We start from the raw sequence: 16,047 nt of genomic DNA on the forward strand, positions 1-16,047 counted from the left end.
GAGAGTTGAGATTTTAGATTAAAAAATTGGGAATGAGTGAGGACGATCGGGGTTTGGAGCTTGCGTATAGTTGTATTATTTTTTAAATTGGTATAAAGAGTAACCAGCAAAGCCAAGAAGTGATTCTTGGAATCCCACACCATACCCGCAGAGGGTTGGCGTATGGAGGATTTCATTATGAGAACTGATAAAAAATGATAGATGCCGTAGCCTTGCCCGTAACAGAAGAAAGTCAAGTCGGAGAAGCGCGGCGAATCGCAGTCGCCCTGGCGGCCGAAGTCGAATTTAACGAGACCGATCGCGGTAAAGTCGCAATTGTTACCACCGAAGCAGCAAAAAACGTGGTCAAGCACGCCCGCGAAGGAGAACTTTTGCTGCGAACATTAAAAACAACGGCAGGATATAGCATTGAAATAGTAGCGCTAGACCGGGGGCAGGGCATGGCAAATGTCGCGCTGTGTCTGCGGGACGGTTTTTCTACAGCGGGAAGCCCTGGAACAGGACTGGGGGCAATTAAACGCCTCTCTAATTTTTTTGATATTCATTCTGTACCAAAACTCGGGACAGCCTTATTAGCGCGGCTGGAACCGACCCAAAATAGCCGGGAAGCCTTCCAAAACAGCAATTACTTGGAATTTGGGGCGATCCACTTGCCGAAAGTAGGAGAGCAAATTTGCGGGGATTCGTGGGCGACAGAAAATCACCTTGACAAAAACCTGATTTTAGTTGCAGACGGGCTCGGCTACGGGGATTTGGCGGAGGAAGCGTCTCGCGAAGCAGTGCGCGTATTTCAAGAAAACGCCAAACTCGGGCCGAAAGCAATTTTAGAGAAGGCGCACGCTGCTTTAAAAAATACCAGAGGAGCGGCTGCGGCGATCGCCCAAATAGATCCTACCCAACAAACAATTTGTTTTGCCGGAATTGGCAACATCAGCGGTGTAGTTGTCACAGATAACCAAAGCCGCAGCATGGTTTCCTACAACGGCACAGTTGGACATATGATGCGAAAAGTAGCAGAATTTGTCTATCCTTGGTCGCAGCAGTCCCTACTCATCATGCACTCTGACGGTTTGGCGGCGCAGTGGAATTTAAACCGCTACCCGGGTTTAGCCTCCAGACATCCTGCTTTAATCGCAGCCGTGCTCTACCGGGATTTCAAACGCACTCGCGATGACATGACAGTTATAGTAGCCAAGGTGAGAGAAGCAGCGTGAGTTACCCAATCCTGACGACGGAAGTCCGCTTTGAACAAGACATCGTACAAGTACGCCAAAGAGCTCGCCAAATTGCTAAAGGGCTGGGATTCGATTCCCAAGTACAAACCCGCATCGCCACAGCAGTTTCCGAAATTGCCCGCAATGCTTTCAAATATGCCGGCGGTGGCAAAGTAGAATTCATTGTGGAAGGGGAATCGCCCCAAATTTTTCGGACTCGGATTTCCGACACCGGGCCGGGAATTGCTGATTTACCCGCTGTGTTAAGCCCCAATTTTCGATCGCAAACCGGCGCGGGACTCGGTTTAGCAGCAGCGAAACGGTTGATGGACGAAGTGAAAATCGACTCTGCGCCCGATCGCGGAACGGCTGTACAATTAATTAAACAGTTTTCCAAACATATGCCCGCGCTGAGAGCGATCGAACTAAATCAATTAGTTGACAAACTAGCGCGCCAAATTCCTGAAGATCCCTATGCCGAAATTCAGCAGCAAAATCAAGAATTACTACGCACTTTAGACGAACTCCGCCAGCGTCAAGAAGAACTCGTACAATTAAATCAACAACTAGAAGATACCAATCGCGGAGTCCTGGCACTTTACGCTGAATTGAACGACAAAGCCGAATCTCTCCGGCGCGCCAGCGAACTCAAGACCAGCTTTCTCTCTAATATGAGCCACGAGTTTCGCACTCCGCTAACGGCCATTATGAGCCTTTCGGAAATATTGTTACATCGCCTCGACGGAGAACTTTCCCCTGAACAGGACAAGCAAGTAAATTACATTTACAAATCCGCCGAGTCTCTCGCAGAACTTGTCAACGACTCGTTAGATTTAGCCAAAGTAGAAGCCGGAAAACTAACTGTTCGCGTGGCTGATTTTGAAGTCGAAGATTTGTTCAGCGCGCTGCGAGGAATGATGCGCCCCCTGGTTCCCCAAAACTCTGCCGTTTCTATAATTTTTGAAGATCCTCTCGAACTTCCAATCCTTACAACCGACGAGGGCAAAGTTTCTCAGATTTTGCGAAATCTGATTTCTAATGCCCTCAAATTTACCGAAGCAGGTGAAGTTCGAGTTGCTGCGGAAATAGGAGAAGAGGGAACAGTTACTTTTTCAGTAGCAGATACGGGCATCGGCATTGCCCCAGCCGATCAAAGGCGGATTTTTGAAGAATTTGTCCAACTCGAAAATCCCTTGCAGAAGGGCGTCAAAGGCACAGGATTGGGATTGTCTCTGTGTAAAAAACTGGCCGAATTTCTGGGGGGAAGCATTGAAATGACAAGTTCACCCGGAGTGGGTTCGACTTTTTTTGTAACACTGCCGATTCTGTATCCTGGAGAGGAAGAAAACCCTTTGGAAATGTCCCCTGCTAAGGGAGATGAAATATCGCTGGCAAGCGCAAATTCTCGTAGCTTGCGGGGTTCCGGGGCATCGCCAGCGGCGGATTCAGCAGCCAAAGTTTTGATTGGGGAGGATGAAGATAATTTTTCGGTATTTGCTGAAAAAATTGCCACCACTTCATTGTACTGCGATATAGGTCGCCAACGGCGCTGAAGGTGGGTTCGGCTGCTCTTTGAGCAACCGCAAGCAATTTTTACCGACATTGTGATACCGGAGCTGACCGAATTTGAGGTTTGGGAAGGGTTGAAATGCGATCGGACTACTTGTCAAATACCTGCTATCGTGATGAATTCAAAACATTTTGGGTTACATCACTTTTTTGCTGTGCGGGATGCTAGGACTGCACGGTTAAAAATATTATTCCGATGCAAAGGGAAACAATATCAGGCCTTGTAGCTTTTGAGAACTGAAGTCCGATGCTGCGAACCTAATTATATTTTTTTCAGCGCATTTTATATTGTTCGTAAGAGAATTAATTTATCGCAGGCAAGATTTATTTAATTTGCAACAGCATTTAACCTTTGTGCTGTAAAATGTAGCAGTTCTCAGTGGCCGACTGTATAGTAGGAACTTACCGAGGGCCTATTTTCGTGTCGGCTATCGGCTAAAATCCATGATAAATCTTGTTCTTAGCAAAGTCTCGATTAATAAAAAGAATGCAACTGTAGGCGCGTAATCCAAACCCATACAAAAAAAGCCATTCCCAATTCCCAATTCTAAAATCTAAAATCTAAAATCTAAAATGGTATGACTTTCATCTCCCTTCAATATGCCCTGTTTTTGTTAGTTTTGTTCGCGGCTTACTGGTTGGTTCCGCTGCGGTGGTGGCGGCTGTTCATCATGTTGGCAGGTAGTTTGATTTTTTACGCTTCGCTGCAAATTTGGTACATTCCTCTGCTGTTAGTCGGTGCTTTGTTTAATTACTGCTTGGCGATGGCGATTGGGGAACCTCTGGATTGGCGGATTGCTAATGAATCTTGGAACCGCCGCCGTTTGTTGCTGCTGTGGATAGGCATCTGCCTGAATGTGTTGCTGCTTCTGGGCTTTAAGTATGTGCCTTTTTTATTGAGTTCGATCGGCACTTTGTTCAATTGGCCTTTAGCTATCGACGGGGCTGACTGGGTGAAAAGTCACGTCATCGCACCTTTGGGATTGAGTTTCTTTTGCTTTGAGTGCATTGCTTATTTGATTGACGTGTACCGAGGCGCGCCTGCTGCTACTTCGCTGCTGCACTTTGCTGCTTACAAGTTGTTTTTTCCAAAACTGATTTCCGGCCCGATTACTCGGTATCACAACTTGATCTATCAACTGAAAACCCAGGAATTTCCGACGCCCGATCGCATTTCTGAGGGACTTTGGACGATCGCCTTTGGTGCAGTAAAAAAAGGTCTTTTCGCAGATAACTTGGGAATTTATGCCGATTTAAGCTTTACCAACTTGCAGCGGGCGGGTAGCGAGGATTTGTGGCTGGCTATTTTTGCTTACGGGCTGCAACTTTATCTCGATTTTAGTGGCTATGTTGACATGGCGCGGGGTACTGCTTTGCTGCTGGGTTGGTATTTGCCACCAAATTTTGATTTTCCTTATTTTAGTGCCAGCATAGCTGATTTTTGGCGGCGCTGGCACATGACTTTAGGCGATTGGCTACGCAATTATTTGTATTTTCCTTTGGGCGGTTCGCGAGTCGGTTTGTGGCGCACTTGTCTGAATTTGTCGATCGTCATGTTAATTGCGGGAATTTGGCACGGGGCAGCTTGGGGATTTATTGTGTGGGGAGGTTTACACGGTTTGGCTTTGGCGGTTCACAGGCTAACTGATGTGCTGTTTAAGCGGTTGCGGATCGAGTTTTTGTGGGAAAATCCGATCGGTATTGCGATCGGTTGGCTGTTGACTCAGGCGATGGTTTTTGCTAGTTGGATATTTTTCCGCCTTCCCGATTTAAAGGATTCGGGATGGGTGATTTCGCATTTGTGGGGACACACTGCTGACGTGCAGTTTGCTGAGAAAGTTTATGGCGAAGCTTTGGGTTTGGAAAGAGTGCATTTAACTTGGATGTTGGCGGCTTTGGCGGCGGCGATGGTGGGGAATTATGCGTTGAGTCGGGGTTTGAAATTGGAGTTAAATTGGCCGCTGAAATTGGTTTTAGTGCCGCTTTGTTTGTATGCGGTTTGGGTGTTAGCTCCCGAAGGGGGTTTGCCTTATATTTATTTTGATTTTTAGGCTATTATTTAATTCGCTGTAAGGTGCAGCGCACCCTACAACTACATTGATGGGCGCGGAAGTGATTGCCAGCTACCTATTAGTGTCAACTTAAGCTTTTAGTTCGCCAGTCCTCTCGCTCACCCAACAGTCTGCCAGGGAATGAATTCCCTGTCTCATAGCTAAAGTCCTCTCAAAGAGGACTGAAGAACTCATTAGTCCTCATAGCGAGGAATTTCGCTTTGAGGCTCTTGTTTCAACCGCTGCCGGACTGAGGGTTTAAGGTTAAGTTGACACGAATGCCCGCTACCATAAAACTCACAGTCAACAGTCAACAATCATTTCGCTCCTGGGCCCTACAACTGATAAGAACACCAGTCACTCCAACTACCGACATAAAGTTTAGCATCGGGAATTCCGGCGATTTCTAAAGACAGTAAATTAACGCAAGCCGTCACCCCGGAACCGCAATAAACAATAATTTCTTCGGCTTTTTCTAATTCCGTCCACCGCTGTTTTTGTTCGGATGCCGATCGCACTTTTCCAGTTTCATCCGTCACCCCTTGCCAAGGATAGTTAACCGCACCCGGAATGTGACCTGCAATGGGGTCGATCGGCTCCCGCAAACCTTCATATCTCTCGCTTTCTCGCGAATCAACCAAAACCTTTCCCGGCAAGTCTTTACGCTCTTTTACCGCCTCAATATCTACCGCCAAATCCTGCTGCAAGTGGGTCACAAATTTACCCTCCCGGGGTTCTGGCAAAATATTTGTTACGGGATAGCCCGCCGCTTTCCAGCCGCTGAAACCGCCGTCTAACAAAGCCACTTTGCTGTGTCCCATATATCGCAGCAGCCACCACAAACGAGCGGCAAAAGCCAGCCGTGAATCGTCATAGGCGACGACTAAAGTTTCAGGTGAATTAATGCCGAGCGCGCTCAACTTCTCAGCTAATTCTTCAATATTTGGCAGCGGATGTCTACCGCCGTGTTTGCCCACTGAACTCGCGAGATCGCGGTTTAAATCTAAATAGAAAGCTCCCGGAATGTGACTTTCTTGATATTGTTTTTGTCCCAATTCAGGGTCGGCAAGGGAAAACCGACAGTCAATGATTACAACTTGCGGATTGTCGGTATTGGTGGCTAACCATTCAGGAGAAACGATTAAAGTGTTGTCAGTCATAATTTTTCCAATCTATATTTGAACATTATCTAGATGGAGATTTTTTCTCGGGTTCTGCTTTGTCGGAAGGAGATTTCTCTGAAGCTCTATTTTCAGAATTGGATTTTTTAGGAGTTGCTTTTTCCGGAGTTTCTTTGGGCGAATTGGATTTTTTAGGAGTTGCTTTTTCCGCAGGTGATTTTTCGGCGGGTGCGGGAGTTGGAGTTGGCAGAGGGGGAGTTACTGCTGCTTCTTGAGCGTAAAGCAGATATTTCTGATACTCGATTACTTTTGCTTGAGCTAGTTGATGGTTGGGGCTAGAGACTGGTACTCTTCTCATTAATGAGACGGCTTCTTGCCAACGATCGGTAACTGTAGTCCAATCTTCCTTGGTTTTTGCCGCTCGGCCTAATTCTGCTGCTTTGAGTGCGCTGTTAACGGCTTCTCGAAAAGTATCTGGTGCAGTTGCTAAATTTGCTGTTTCATCGGGATTCTCCCCCGCAGTTGCTGCTGGCTGGTTCAAAATTTTACCGACAAACGCCACCACGGCGATCGCCAACATACCCGTTACTAGCCCGACTACAATGAAAGTCGATCGCAGCCGATTCTCAAATGCAGCAAGTTCCGGCGGTTTTTCCTCCTCCTCAAAATTGTTCTCCATCTCTGTGCGATCGTCCATATTAGCAACCGCAGTATTTGGCACAGATTCTCCCCCAAAGCTCTGTGGTTCAAAATTGCTGTTCTCCCAACTAAACTCTTGACTCCAAGCAGCAGCAATCTGACCGCTTTCTCGGCCCTCAACCTTCACTTTACGAATCGAATCCGGCTGCAAATTCGTCAGCTCGGTGCGGACAAAATCAACTAATGTATTTTCTATGGGTACCTGCTCGGCCTCAAGAATTACATCCAAACAGTCGCCGTCGAGATTCGCGGAGGCGGTGATGCCTTCAGATTGCAACTGGCTGTTTAGCCAAGATGCGATCGCCTCCGGGTTTCCCTGCTTGGCAAGTTCCTGAAAATTAAGCTCTGTCATAGCTAGACACCTGATAATGCAGAAGGTAGAAGGCAGAAGGAAGTTCGGTAACGGATTACGTAACAGATGTAACGGATGGAAGAAGTCAGAAGGCTTTAGTTATTTAGCACAGAAGTCAGAAGCAATATGATAGCTCATGTTTCAGCAATTAAGAACATCTTAACCTTCGGGCGCGGTTGCTATAGAAGGCAGAATTAATGAAAAAGTCAGAAATAATTTTTTTAAAGTTGAAAACACCCTCACTGAAATTCAACAAATAGTATAATGTATCGTGGCAAATCCCAGCTCAAAGACGCAAATTATCACTCTCGCTCCGCCTCCGAACCCTTGGGAAAAGACTCGCAGTCCTGACTCCCAAACGAACTCAGGTTTGTAGTGAGGAATGCAAGCCGTCTTGCTCAGCCGCCAAATACTGCTGCTGCAACCAGGTTTTTGATACCGGGCGCGCCAGTCCAGATATTGCAAGCATCGCCCCTACAACCAGCATCCGCCTGGAAAAATCCTCGATCGCGCGGGTGCGAGATGAGAAATTTTAGAGAAAAAATTTGTGCGATCGCAGTGCCATCGGCGGACAGCGAGTGATATCATCAGTTAGTCAATATTCAAGTTTTTATAGCAAATAACTCGATCGCACAATGGTAGCAATAGCAATTTTAGCGGCGGGACGCGGCACGCGCATGAAATCTGACTTGCCCAAAGTTCTACACGAATTAGGCGGTCGATCGCTAGTTGAGCGAGTCCTCCAAAGTTGTCAAGAAATTCAAATTACCAGGCGACTTGTCATCGTCGGTTATCGAGGCGAACTCGTTAAAGAATCTCTGATTCGAGGTCAAGAAATATCAGGGAAAAATCTTCAGTCTCCTCCCCTAGAATTTGTAGAACAAACTGAACAATTGGGCACCGGTCATGCCATCCAACAATTGCTGCCTCACTTAGAGGGATTTCAAGGAGACTTGCTGGTCTTAAATGGGGATGTACCTTTGCTGAGGGCAGAAACTATCAAACAATTGATGGCAATTCACAAACAGCACCAAAACTCTGCTACTTTATTGACAGCTAATTTACCTAATCCTCAAGGGTACGGCCGAGTATTTACCGACAGTCAAAACTTAGTCCAGCAAATTGTCGAAGACCGCGACTGCACACAAGCTCAAAAGCAAAATCACCGCATTAATGCAGGTGTTTACTGCTTTCATTGGCCGGATTTAGAGAAAATTTTGCCAGAATTGAAGGCAGATAATGACCAAAAAGAATATTACCTAACTGATACGGTAAATTTCCTCAGTCCGGTGATGGCGGTAGATGTGGAAGATTATCAAGAAATATTGGGAATTAACGATCGCAAACATTTAGCCACAGCTTGCGATATTTTGCAAACGCGGGTAAAGGACAAGTGGATGACGGCGGGAGTGACGCTGCTCGATCCCAACAGCATCACCATTGACGATACAGTAGAGTTGCAGCCGGATGTGGTAATTGAACCGCAAACTCACTTGCGGGGAAACACTTCGATCGCCTCTGGGAGTCGCATCGGCCCCGGCAGTTTGATCGAAAACAGTCAGATTGGGGAAAATGTGACTGTGCTTTATTCGGTGGTTTCTGACAGTATGGTTGCTGAAAATTCGCGGATTGGCCCTTACGCCCACTTGCGGGGACACGCAGAAATTGGGGCGAACTGCCGCGTCGGCAATTTTGTAGAATTGAAAAATACTCAAATAGGCGATCGAACTAATGTCGCTCACTTGTCTTATTTAGGCGACGCGACTTTGGGAGAAAAAGTCAACATCGGTGCTGGGACAATTACGGCAAATTATGACGGAAAAAACAAGCACAAAACTCAAATAGGCGATCGGAGTAAAACGGGTTCTAACAGCGTGCTGGTTGCACCGGTAACTTTGGGGGAAGATGTTACTGTAGCGGCGGGTTCTGTGGTGACAGAAGATGTGCCGAATGATTGTTTAGTAATTGCCCGTTCCCGGCAAGTTGTCAAACCAGGTTGGAAGTTGAAAGAACCTAAAAAGTGAACGAGTGTTCAGTTTTTAGATGATGAGTTTCCACCCGCGAGTTTCGCATTCGATACCACAGAAACGGGGTTTTTATAACGGGGGCGATCGCGCTCTAGGAGAGATTTTGGTAAAAAACCCCGTTTCTGCATAAGTCGGCAAGCTTGAGAAATCGGGCTGATGGCGATCGGCTATTTTTTGTTATTTTTGCTGGTGCAGATAGTTGTTAATCGCTTTGGCGATTTTTTCTTGCTCGTAGGGACTCATAGTGCGGGGTAGGGAGATGCGAGAGCCTCCACAAACTAACAGTCTGACTTCGTACCAAATGTCCTTATCCAGATCTTTTGTTCGATCGACTTCCACGCCATAAATCTCGCACAGAGAGTATTCAACTACTTTACGTCCCAACAAACCCTGCTGTTTAACAGTCAAGGTGTTTAAATTTCCATCGAAGCTGTAGGTTTCATTATTTCTCAAGACGATCACTGCGGCTGCTGCGAGCAAAAATATGCCTCCTGTCCATCCCAACCAGCGATCTTCTTGGCTTAAGCGCAGCAATCGCTTTTTTGCATTGTTAACAAAAAAATTGATGTCAGAAGCCACAGCGTCTTGGGTTCCCCAATTAGTCGAGTTAGCAGTGAAAGGAACATTGCCAACAGAAGTCAGAAGTACAACTCTGGTTTTATAGCCGCATCTTTGAACTTTAGCTCCCTGCAAAGAAGCCAGCTCAATTTCTTGAATTTTTGAACCCAGTAAATTCGATCGCACAATCTGGCAACTGCCTTGTTTTGCCTGCAATCGCTGGCAGCTCAGGGTTGCTTTATGATAATCAAAAGCCAGCCCGAACAGTCCAAGGGCTATGAATAAACAACTAGCCAACCAAAAATCAAATATGCTTTGAGTCTGAATTATTAATTCACTTGCTGTTTGCTTGATTATTTTCATTTATCTCGCCTTAAATTCCAAAAATGATGTTACAGATGCCTTACTAACCCCGATCGGCAGCATTGTTAACTTATATATTATTTGAAGTCGTCCTCTGCGATGACCCCTTTTATTTTGGTAATAGGTTACCAATAAAATTTCTGACAGACACCAAATGTCGCGCGTTTACCTGCTGGGTTTAAGATAGCTTTCCATTATTTAAAATAGATGAATCTTAAAAATATATTAATTATGTTATGGGGAATAAAACCTTAGTTTCGCGCTCCGTAGGAAAGTAATCACCCAGGTGATTACAGGTTTACATTTTGTTACATTTAGGTTTATTTGCGCCTACTTAATTATCGTTAGTTATTAACTTGGGGGATTCCCTACAGGATAGCTACGATTCACGGACTTGCAGGGCAAATACATTGCTAAGCGTGCGATTATCGCTAATCGATATATAGCTGCGAATCAAGTCAGCCATTTGGTGTTGTTCTGTTAGTGAATAGCTTCTTAAACAGATGATATCGCCCCCTAACATCCACAAATCAACATAATAGCTACGATTTCCCTCGCTATCTCCTATTTCCTCTAATTCTACCGCAGAAATCTCGTGCGTTGGGCATTCGGTAACATCATGAAGCCATACACCCCGTCGTTTAATGGTCATTTTGCTAAAAGTTTTATCAAAAATGTATGTTTCATCTATCGCGCCGTCCAACAAAGACAGCGAAAATAACAGAAATATGCCTCCACCTATCCAATTTGAAGCTAAAATAATCTGCAATAGTCCAATGACGATGAAGGGAGAAATTAATAGCAAACCATCCCGGGCGCTGGAAGTTTGAATTGTTAGTTGAGTTGGTGTTTGCGTGAGAATTTTCATCAGTTTATTTGGGATTTTCACAAACAAGGTGAATTACTTATCTATCCGCTGTATGCAATTTTTAATGCACGGATTATTATTTGACAATGCTTTGGACGATCGCACTTTTGGTGTTGTCAACAGCCTTGACAGCATAAGCGTCGCCCGGACGTAGCTGTAAAGCTCTGTTAAAATTGATTAAAGCCGTTTGATAGTCTCCCTGCCCGTAGTAAATATAACCGAGTTTCATCGATTGTTTGAAGTCATCTTTTTGAGCAGCAACAGGTGCTGCGGAAGCAGGAGATGACTCGGCAGCAGGAAATGGCTCGAAAGCAGGAGATAACTCTTGATATGGTGATGGAGAAGTATTGAAATCAGAAGGAAAAGAAGAGGGCGATTGCTCGTTAGACCCCTGCTCTACATTAGGCCCAGAGTCAGAAATCTTTACAAAATTTTTGCCATAAAATACTGAAGTAGTAATGCCTCCCAATAAAAGCATTAGCAATCCAGCACATTGAATTAAGAATGTTTTTCGGATTTTTTTATTGCTCCAATTTTTGATATAAAAAACCAATGAGGCACATGGGACAAGCAAGTAAAGCACTCCCCAAAGAGTTTCCTGTCCAAAAGCTTGAACTAATCCCCAAAAATAGCCAACAAAACTTAAAACTAAACCTAGGATGAAAAATAAGGCGATCGCAATACCAGGCATTTTCTATTTCTCCGATTGATGTATAGTTATTTTGCAAACTGTAAAGGAGCGGATTTTCTACCTGAAACTCATTCCCCTGTTTGCTGTGTTAAAAATAGATTAGCGGTGAAAACAGTTCGATCGCGCACAGCGAATGTTAGGATTTTGGTTAGGAATTTGACTAGGAACTCGATCGCGACTGCCGCAAATGATACCCTCTACCCTCGATCGACCAGAAGAACCATTTGCACAGCCAAGCAACGGCTGGGACATCCAAAAGCTTTATACCGACTTGGCAAATGCCAAACAAGAATTAGCCCCCCACACCAGAAGATGGCTGACACCCGTAGAAAAGCGGCATCTCTGTGGCTTGTTGTGCGGCTACAGCCCAGCGGAAATTGCGGTTTTTCTCAACAAACAAATCAAAGGTGTCGAAGTTGATTTGTCAAAAAGTTTGTACCGATACATAGAATTATTGACAAATCGGCCGCGAAATGCGCTCAAAAATTGGAGAGATGCGATCGACTGGCTAGAAATAGCCGGGTATAAAACGCAGCCAAAAACCTCAACCGGCGCCATCTTAAAAGCCACTCTTCACCATTCAGACAGGATTTTGTCTGCAGCTATCAGTCCCGACGGACAATTCCTCGCAACGGGATCAGAGGACACTACAGTGAAAATTTGGAGTTTGCACAGCGGGGAACTGCGGCAGACGATTTTCGGACATTCAACAGCGGTATTGCTAGTGGCTTTCAGTCCCGCCAGCAAAACGCTGCTGACACGATCGCGCGCGGGCACAGTCAAACTCTGGAACCTGCAAAACGGCCAACTGCTGAAGCGTTTGGCAGACGTGCACCGCCACGAATCTGTCGCCGTTACGCCATGCCTATGGGTTTTATCTAGCATCTATTGGTCATGACACCAGAGCTATTCAGGCTTATCTGGGACACAAGAATATTCAACACACTATTGGCTACACGGAGTTATCGCCAGACTGCTTCCAGAATTTCTGGCTCGACTGAAACTATTTTTGGTTCAAAATCTCTACAAATCAATGGTTTCAACTGCCTTGCTTTACAAAATTTTACAACCTGTCCTCTTTTGCGCGTATCCCGGCTGAACCCCATTGAGACTGTGGTTTAATTAATGTCTAAAAAGTTACACAAAATTTTTTTGGTTCTAAAAAGCTTTCACAGCAATGGTTTTAGCCTATCTTGCCTCTGGTAACAGCTTCGCTAGCTTCTCGCCACCCTGCAATTTTCTTGACATCTTCCTTAAGGAGGAAGTATATTTATTTATGTTGTAGTAAGTCTACTTCGGTTTTTGCTCATATCCCTAACTAGGCTCTGATGATGAAAAATCTATACAGCTTCCCTTCCTTGACAATGAATTATTCAGTTCCAATGGCTAAAATCCTTCAGAGTTTAATGGTTGCTACGGCCTTAGCCTTACCACTATCCGTAATGACAGCAAAAAGTGTTTTAGCTGAAGCTTTGGGGTTTAATATTATTAACAAGACGCGTACTAATATAACACAATTTTATACCAATCCCACAGGAATAGATAGTTGGGGGGAAGACATTCTTGGTATAGATATACTTAGACCTGGAGAATCTGCACTCATAACTATTCGAGACAGTCAGAATGTCTGTACTTACGATATCAAAGCTGTTTTTGATGATGGGGAAGAAAGTATAAAATATAAAGTTAATCTTTGTACACTAGAAAACTTTACGTTCAACGACTAATAACGCAAGTTGCTAGTTATGCGAAGCGGTTTCCGAGCGCGTAGCGCCTGTCGTCGGGCGCTACGCGCTGTCAAGCTGTTCAATAAATCGCGATAAGATGCTTCGATTGAGTCATTTAAGCCATACAATTGGATCTATGAATAGAATTTGGATAGTTAAAGGCTGGCTGAAAAAATTGCTATTTATGCGATCGTACCCCCTTCCCGCTGTCTGATTATAGAATCAGGTTGTATATCTGCTGAATTGTCTTGGCGATTTGACTTTGTGTCTGCAATTGTTCCGTTTCAAATAATTATTTTATTCGTTTTTCTACCTTTTATATGCTGGTTCCCACTGGCAAATGGTGTAGTAGCCTCAGTCTTAGTAAATGAATTAGATATTCTGCTAGATTGAAGTTCGGTGAGTAGGTTGGTGTATAAATTAACTCTACTGTGAGATTTTATTCTATCTCTGATGCTATTTGTTCAGCTATTAAATATTTCTCGATCTTCTTTCTATTGGTCGAATTATTATCCAACAATATCGTTATATGATGCGCTTTTTATTTGATACTTTGTGGGCACAATTCTCCTATATATAATGCTATATCTTCGGTTTGGGCTGTAGGTGATATAGCCTTTCTCAGAAAGATGGAGTACGTCGAAACCCTGTGTTGTCAAGCTTTTGAAGTTTAATTGTGTACCTCATCTACCCAAGAACCGCTATAGTCTGACAAACTTTTTTCCGCTTATAGCATTTACCGCTAAAAGTCCATTCAGCTTCTCTCTTTTTTTCCCTTCATTTGATGCCACTTCTGGTCGCGTATTTTTTTCTGCCCATCCATAGTATAGGCTTGGTCGATTCGTGACTGCAAATTCATCCAAAAATACTATTCTATTCCCACTCTTTCTCTCTGCTATTTTTTTTTAGGACTTCCACATACTCCTTCTGTTTCTCTGGCGATGCCTTTGCCTAATCTCGCTGCGCTTTTTGATGAGATATATTTAGGCTAAAATTTCATAGATTCTCGATGTTTTTAGCTGTACTTTCCACCGTTGATTTATTACCGCCGCCAGGATTTTTCCTGTCCAAATTTCTCGGTCTATCCCCTACTTTGTTGGTTTATCCTCTAAAATCATTCTCTTTAATTCTTGCCGTTTTTCTTTCTCCAGTCTTTATTTTACCTGGTGCTTGATTGGTTGGACTATTCCCTCTAACCCGATTTCTAAGTACGTTTTGACCCATCTTGCCAATGTTATATCTGTGCAGCCTAGTAGCTTCGTCACTTCTGTACGACTTTTTCCTTCAATTAGATGCCTAATTGCCGATAACCTTTGCCTGATATAGGATTGCTGATTATTGTAGTACAGTCGTTGCCACTGCTTTTTCTCTAGCCTTACCAACCGCAATTGTTGGCTCAGATTCATTTCTATTACTCCCTTTTTTTTTCATTTTACCTCTATCTATATTCTTTGGGCGGGAAGGGAGTAAGCATCGCCAGATGAATTGTAGGGAAACGGCACAGCGCCGTGTCCTGACTGTGGATAATATCCATTCTGATGCCCCCAGATTTGATAGAAAACTAACGCCGATCGAGATACCCGAATTCTTCAAAAAGTCAGGTATCTGAACCGCATACTGACAATTTATATCGCTTTTTTAAGCAATAAAAATCAGCTTTCCCTTGCTCATTTCCAAAGTATCGCCCATTTGCATACCGTTGTGAAAAGCACCCAAAATCACCTCGCTAGTTTTGCCGAAAGCGATCGCACCGCTAGCATCAATTCCAATTGCGCCAAAATCCCGTTGACGATCGTCAGCTTCAGCAAAAGAACGCTCAAAAGCAGCTTTCAAACTCAAACCATCCGTTACCCGAATCACAATTCGCGGGGCCAAACACTCGTCCATAATGTGCTCGCCAATCCCCGTACAGCTTACCGCCGCATTTCCAGTCGCGTAATTTCCCGCCGGCATCGCCGAGTCGCTAACCCGGCCAATCCGCTCAAAACCCTTGCCGCCAGTCGAAGTCCCAGCAGCCAAGCGTCCATTAACATCCAAAGCTACGACTCCGATCGTACCCATACCGGCCGGTTCCGCCACCACGTCAGCCATTGCTTTGCTAAAATTGCCTTGGCGTTCCTGCATCCACTCGTGCAAGCGCAAATCCGTCATCGGATCGTAAATCGGCAATTGAAGTTCTCGCAGCAATTCCGCCGAACCAAAATCAGAGAGAACCCGATCGTCCGAATGCTGCAAAAATTGAGCAAGTTCGATCGGATGTTGAACGCGAGAAACATTAATTGCCCCGCTGAAACGCTGCATCAAACCGTCCATCAGCGAAGCACTCATCCGAATTTGACCGTCCGACTGCACCACAGAACCAGTACCGGCATTGAATCGCGGGTCATCTTCCAACAATTGGCAGCCCCGCACCACTGCATCTACGGCACTTGCACCGTCTTTCAGCAGCGGATAAACTTCCTCCAAAACATCGTAAAGCGATTTCCGCACCGCCTCAATTCCGCCTTTACTATGTAGAGAACTGCCCGCACCGCCGTGAATAACTAACTTTGGTTGCACTTGTTGCGATGCCATAATTTATAACCTAATACCTAAAATTTTTCCTTTGCAATCTTAGCTTCGATCGAGCAACTTGCCCTAAATTCTTAATCTTGAGCCGCCAAACGGCGGCGGCGACAACGTTCGGAGCAGTATTTGACCTCATCCCAGCAGTCAGCCCATTTTTTGCGCCAAGTAAAAGGTCGATCGCACACGGGACACATTTTTGTCGGTAAATCAGATTTCGATCGTTGCTTGGCCATGCTAAT

General features: G+C 44.9%; 16 protein-coding genes. 8 read left to right on the forward strand and 8 right to left on the reverse strand.

Going from position 1 to position 16,047, the window contains the following annotated elements; translation table 11 throughout:
- The first annotated feature begins 194 nt into the window (after positions 1–194).
- From QUA62_RS15265 to QUA62_RS15275, 3 genes are all read left to right on the forward strand, one after another.
- Positions 195–1,214 (forward strand): ATP-binding SpoIIE family protein phosphatase, encoded by a 1,020-nt coding sequence (locus QUA62_RS15265; protein ID WP_333405129.1) that lies wholly within the window; start codon positions 195–197, stop codon positions 1,212–1,214.
- Positions 1,211–2,767 (forward strand): ATP-binding protein, encoded by a 1,557-nt coding sequence (locus QUA62_RS15270; protein ID WP_333405131.1) that lies wholly within the window; start codon positions 1,211–1,213, stop codon positions 2,765–2,767. The genes QUA62_RS15265 and QUA62_RS15270 overlap by 4 nt, the downstream gene beginning before the upstream one ends.
- Positions 2,768–3,361: 594 nt before the next feature.
- On the forward strand, positions 3,362–4,834 hold the full coding sequence (locus QUA62_RS15275; RefSeq protein ID WP_190662394.1) for an MBOAT family O-acyltransferase: 1,473 nt from the start codon (positions 3,362–3,364) through the stop codon (positions 4,832–4,834).
- A 335-nt stretch (positions 4,835–5,169) separates the two neighbouring features.
- Here QUA62_RS15275 and QUA62_RS15280 read toward each other — a convergent pair whose 3' ends face one another.
- Positions 5,170–5,994, reverse strand: a complete 825-nt coding sequence (locus QUA62_RS15280) for a sulfurtransferase (protein ID WP_333405133.1) — start codon at positions 5,992–5,994, stop codon at positions 5,170–5,172.
- A 25-nt stretch (positions 5,995–6,019) separates the two neighbouring features.
- Complete coding sequence (locus QUA62_RS15285) at positions 6,020–7,006, reverse strand: hypothetical protein (RefSeq protein WP_333405135.1); 987 nt, start codon at positions 7,004–7,006, stop codon at positions 6,020–6,022.
- Between the two features lie 375 nt (positions 7,007–7,381).
- Between QUA62_RS15285 and QUA62_RS15290 the strand changes: the two genes are divergently transcribed.
- Together QUA62_RS15290 and glmU are read left to right on the forward strand one after the other, a co-directional pair.
- The gene (locus QUA62_RS15290) at positions 7,382–7,588 is read left to right on the forward strand and encodes a hypothetical protein (RefSeq protein ID WP_333405137.1); all 207 of its coding nucleotides are present in this window, start codon (positions 7,382–7,384) and stop codon (positions 7,586–7,588) included.
- A gap of 53 nt (positions 7,589–7,641) precedes the next feature.
- The gene (gene glmU / locus QUA62_RS15295; protein WP_333285355.1) at positions 7,642–9,030 is read left to right on the forward strand and encodes a bifunctional UDP-N-acetylglucosamine diphosphorylase/glucosamine-1-phosphate N-acetyltransferase GlmU; all 1,389 of its coding nucleotides are present in this window, start codon (positions 7,642–7,644) and stop codon (positions 9,028–9,030) included.
- 180 nt (positions 9,031–9,210) lie between these two features.
- Here the strand turns inward: glmU and QUA62_RS15300 are convergent, their stop codons facing one another.
- The 3 genes from QUA62_RS15300 to QUA62_RS15310 form a co-directional block, all read right to left on the reverse strand.
- Positions 9,211–9,954: a hypothetical protein gene (locus QUA62_RS15300; RefSeq protein ID WP_333405139.1), complete on the reverse strand. Its 744-nt coding sequence runs from the start codon at positions 9,952–9,954 to the stop codon at positions 9,211–9,213.
- Positions 9,955–10,333: 379 nt separating this feature from the next.
- Positions 10,334–10,822 (reverse strand): hypothetical protein, encoded by a 489-nt coding sequence (locus tag QUA62_RS15305; RefSeq protein WP_333405141.1) that lies wholly within the window; start codon positions 10,820–10,822, stop codon positions 10,334–10,336.
- A gap of 76 nt (positions 10,823–10,898) precedes the next feature.
- Positions 10,899–11,513, reverse strand: a complete 615-nt coding sequence (locus QUA62_RS15310; protein WP_333405143.1) for a tetratricopeptide repeat protein — start codon at positions 11,511–11,513, stop codon at positions 10,899–10,901.
- A 187-nt stretch (positions 11,514–11,700) separates the two neighbouring features.
- Between QUA62_RS15310 and QUA62_RS15315 the strand changes: the two genes are divergently transcribed.
- The 3 genes from QUA62_RS15315 (at position 11,701) to QUA62_RS15325 (ending at position 13,240) form a co-directional block, all read left to right on the forward strand.
- Positions 11,701–12,411 carry a hypothetical protein gene (locus QUA62_RS15315; RefSeq protein WP_333405146.1) on the forward strand — a complete coding sequence of 237 codons (711 nt, stop codon included), beginning with the start codon at positions 11,701–11,703 and terminating at the stop codon, positions 12,409–12,411.
- A 10-nt stretch (positions 12,412–12,421) separates the two neighbouring features.
- Complete coding sequence (locus tag QUA62_RS15320; protein ID WP_333285444.1) at positions 12,422–12,514, forward strand: hypothetical protein; 93 nt, start codon at positions 12,422–12,424, stop codon at positions 12,512–12,514.
- A 381-nt stretch (positions 12,515–12,895) separates the two neighbouring features.
- A complete protein-coding gene (locus tag QUA62_RS15325) occupies positions 12,896–13,240 on the forward strand; it encodes a hypothetical protein (protein WP_333405148.1) in 345 nt (114 codons plus the stop codon).
- 1,154 nt (positions 13,241–14,394) lie between these two features.
- Here the strand turns inward: QUA62_RS15325 and QUA62_RS29380 are convergent.
- From QUA62_RS29380 to QUA62_RS15335, 3 genes are all read right to left on the reverse strand, one after another.
- A complete protein-coding gene (locus QUA62_RS29380; protein WP_445301668.1) occupies positions 14,395–14,646 on the reverse strand; it encodes a helix-turn-helix domain-containing protein in 252 nt (83 codons plus the stop codon).
- Between the two features lie 232 nt (positions 14,647–14,878).
- Positions 14,879–15,814, reverse strand: a complete 936-nt coding sequence (locus tag QUA62_RS15330) for an isoaspartyl peptidase/L-asparaginase (RefSeq protein WP_333405150.1) — start codon at positions 15,812–15,814, stop codon at positions 14,879–14,881.
- A 71-nt stretch (positions 15,815–15,885) separates the two neighbouring features.
- Positions 15,886–16,041: a DUF2256 domain-containing protein gene (locus QUA62_RS15335; RefSeq protein ID WP_006631540.1), complete on the reverse strand. Its 156-nt coding sequence runs from the start codon at positions 16,039–16,041 to the stop codon at positions 15,886–15,888.
- Positions 16,042–16,047 lie beyond the last annotated feature (6 nt).

Origin of the sequence: Microcoleus sp. MON1_C1 (assembly GCF_036701945.1) — a bacterium.
GTDB lineage: Bacteria > Cyanobacteriota > Cyanobacteriia > Cyanobacteriales > Microcoleaceae > Microcoleus.

What these genes read in the sequence shown, in the direction of transcription:
- QUA62_RS15310 (WP_333405143.1), bottom strand. Translation starts at nt 11,513, where the DNA reads ATGCCTGGTATTGCGATCGCCTTATTTTTCATCCTAGGTTTAGTTTTA.
- QUA62_RS15305 (WP_333405141.1), bottom strand. Translation starts at nt 10,822, where the DNA reads ATGAAAATTCTCACGCAAACACCAACTCAACTAACAATTCAAACTTCC.
- QUA62_RS15300 (WP_333405139.1), bottom strand. Translation starts at nt 9,954, where the DNA reads ATGAAAATAATCAAGCAAACAGCAAGTGAATTAATAATTCAGACTCAA.
- QUA62_RS29380 (WP_445301668.1), bottom strand. Translation starts at nt 14,646, where the DNA reads ATGAATCTGAGCCAACAATTGCGGTTGGTAAGGCTAGAGAAAAAGCAG.
- QUA62_RS15265 (WP_333405129.1), top strand. Translation starts at nt 195, where the DNA reads ATGATAGATGCCGTAGCCTTGCCCGTAACAGAAGAAAGTCAAGTCGGA.
- QUA62_RS15280 (WP_333405133.1), bottom strand. Translation starts at nt 5,994, where the DNA reads ATGACTGACAACACTTTAATCGTTTCTCCTGAATGGTTAGCCACCAAT.
- QUA62_RS15330 (WP_333405150.1), bottom strand. Translation starts at nt 15,814, where the DNA reads ATGGCATCGCAACAAGTGCAACCAAAGTTAGTTATTCACGGCGGTGCG.
- QUA62_RS15325 (WP_333405148.1), top strand. Translation starts at nt 12,896, where the DNA reads ATGGCTAAAATCCTTCAGAGTTTAATGGTTGCTACGGCCTTAGCCTTA.
- QUA62_RS15335 (WP_006631540.1), bottom strand. Translation starts at nt 16,041, where the DNA reads ATGGCCAAGCAACGATCGAAATCTGATTTACCGACAAAAATGTGTCCC.
- QUA62_RS15275 (WP_190662394.1), top strand. Translation starts at nt 3,362, where the DNA reads ATGACTTTCATCTCCCTTCAATATGCCCTGTTTTTGTTAGTTTTGTTC.
- QUA62_RS15285 (WP_333405135.1), bottom strand. Translation starts at nt 7,006, where the DNA reads ATGACAGAGCTTAATTTTCAGGAACTTGCCAAGCAGGGAAACCCGGAG.
- glmU (WP_333285355.1), top strand. Translation starts at nt 7,642, where the DNA reads ATGGTAGCAATAGCAATTTTAGCGGCGGGACGCGGCACGCGCATGAAA.
- QUA62_RS15315 (WP_333405146.1), top strand. Translation starts at nt 11,701, where the DNA reads ATGATACCCTCTACCCTCGATCGACCAGAAGAACCATTTGCACAGCCA.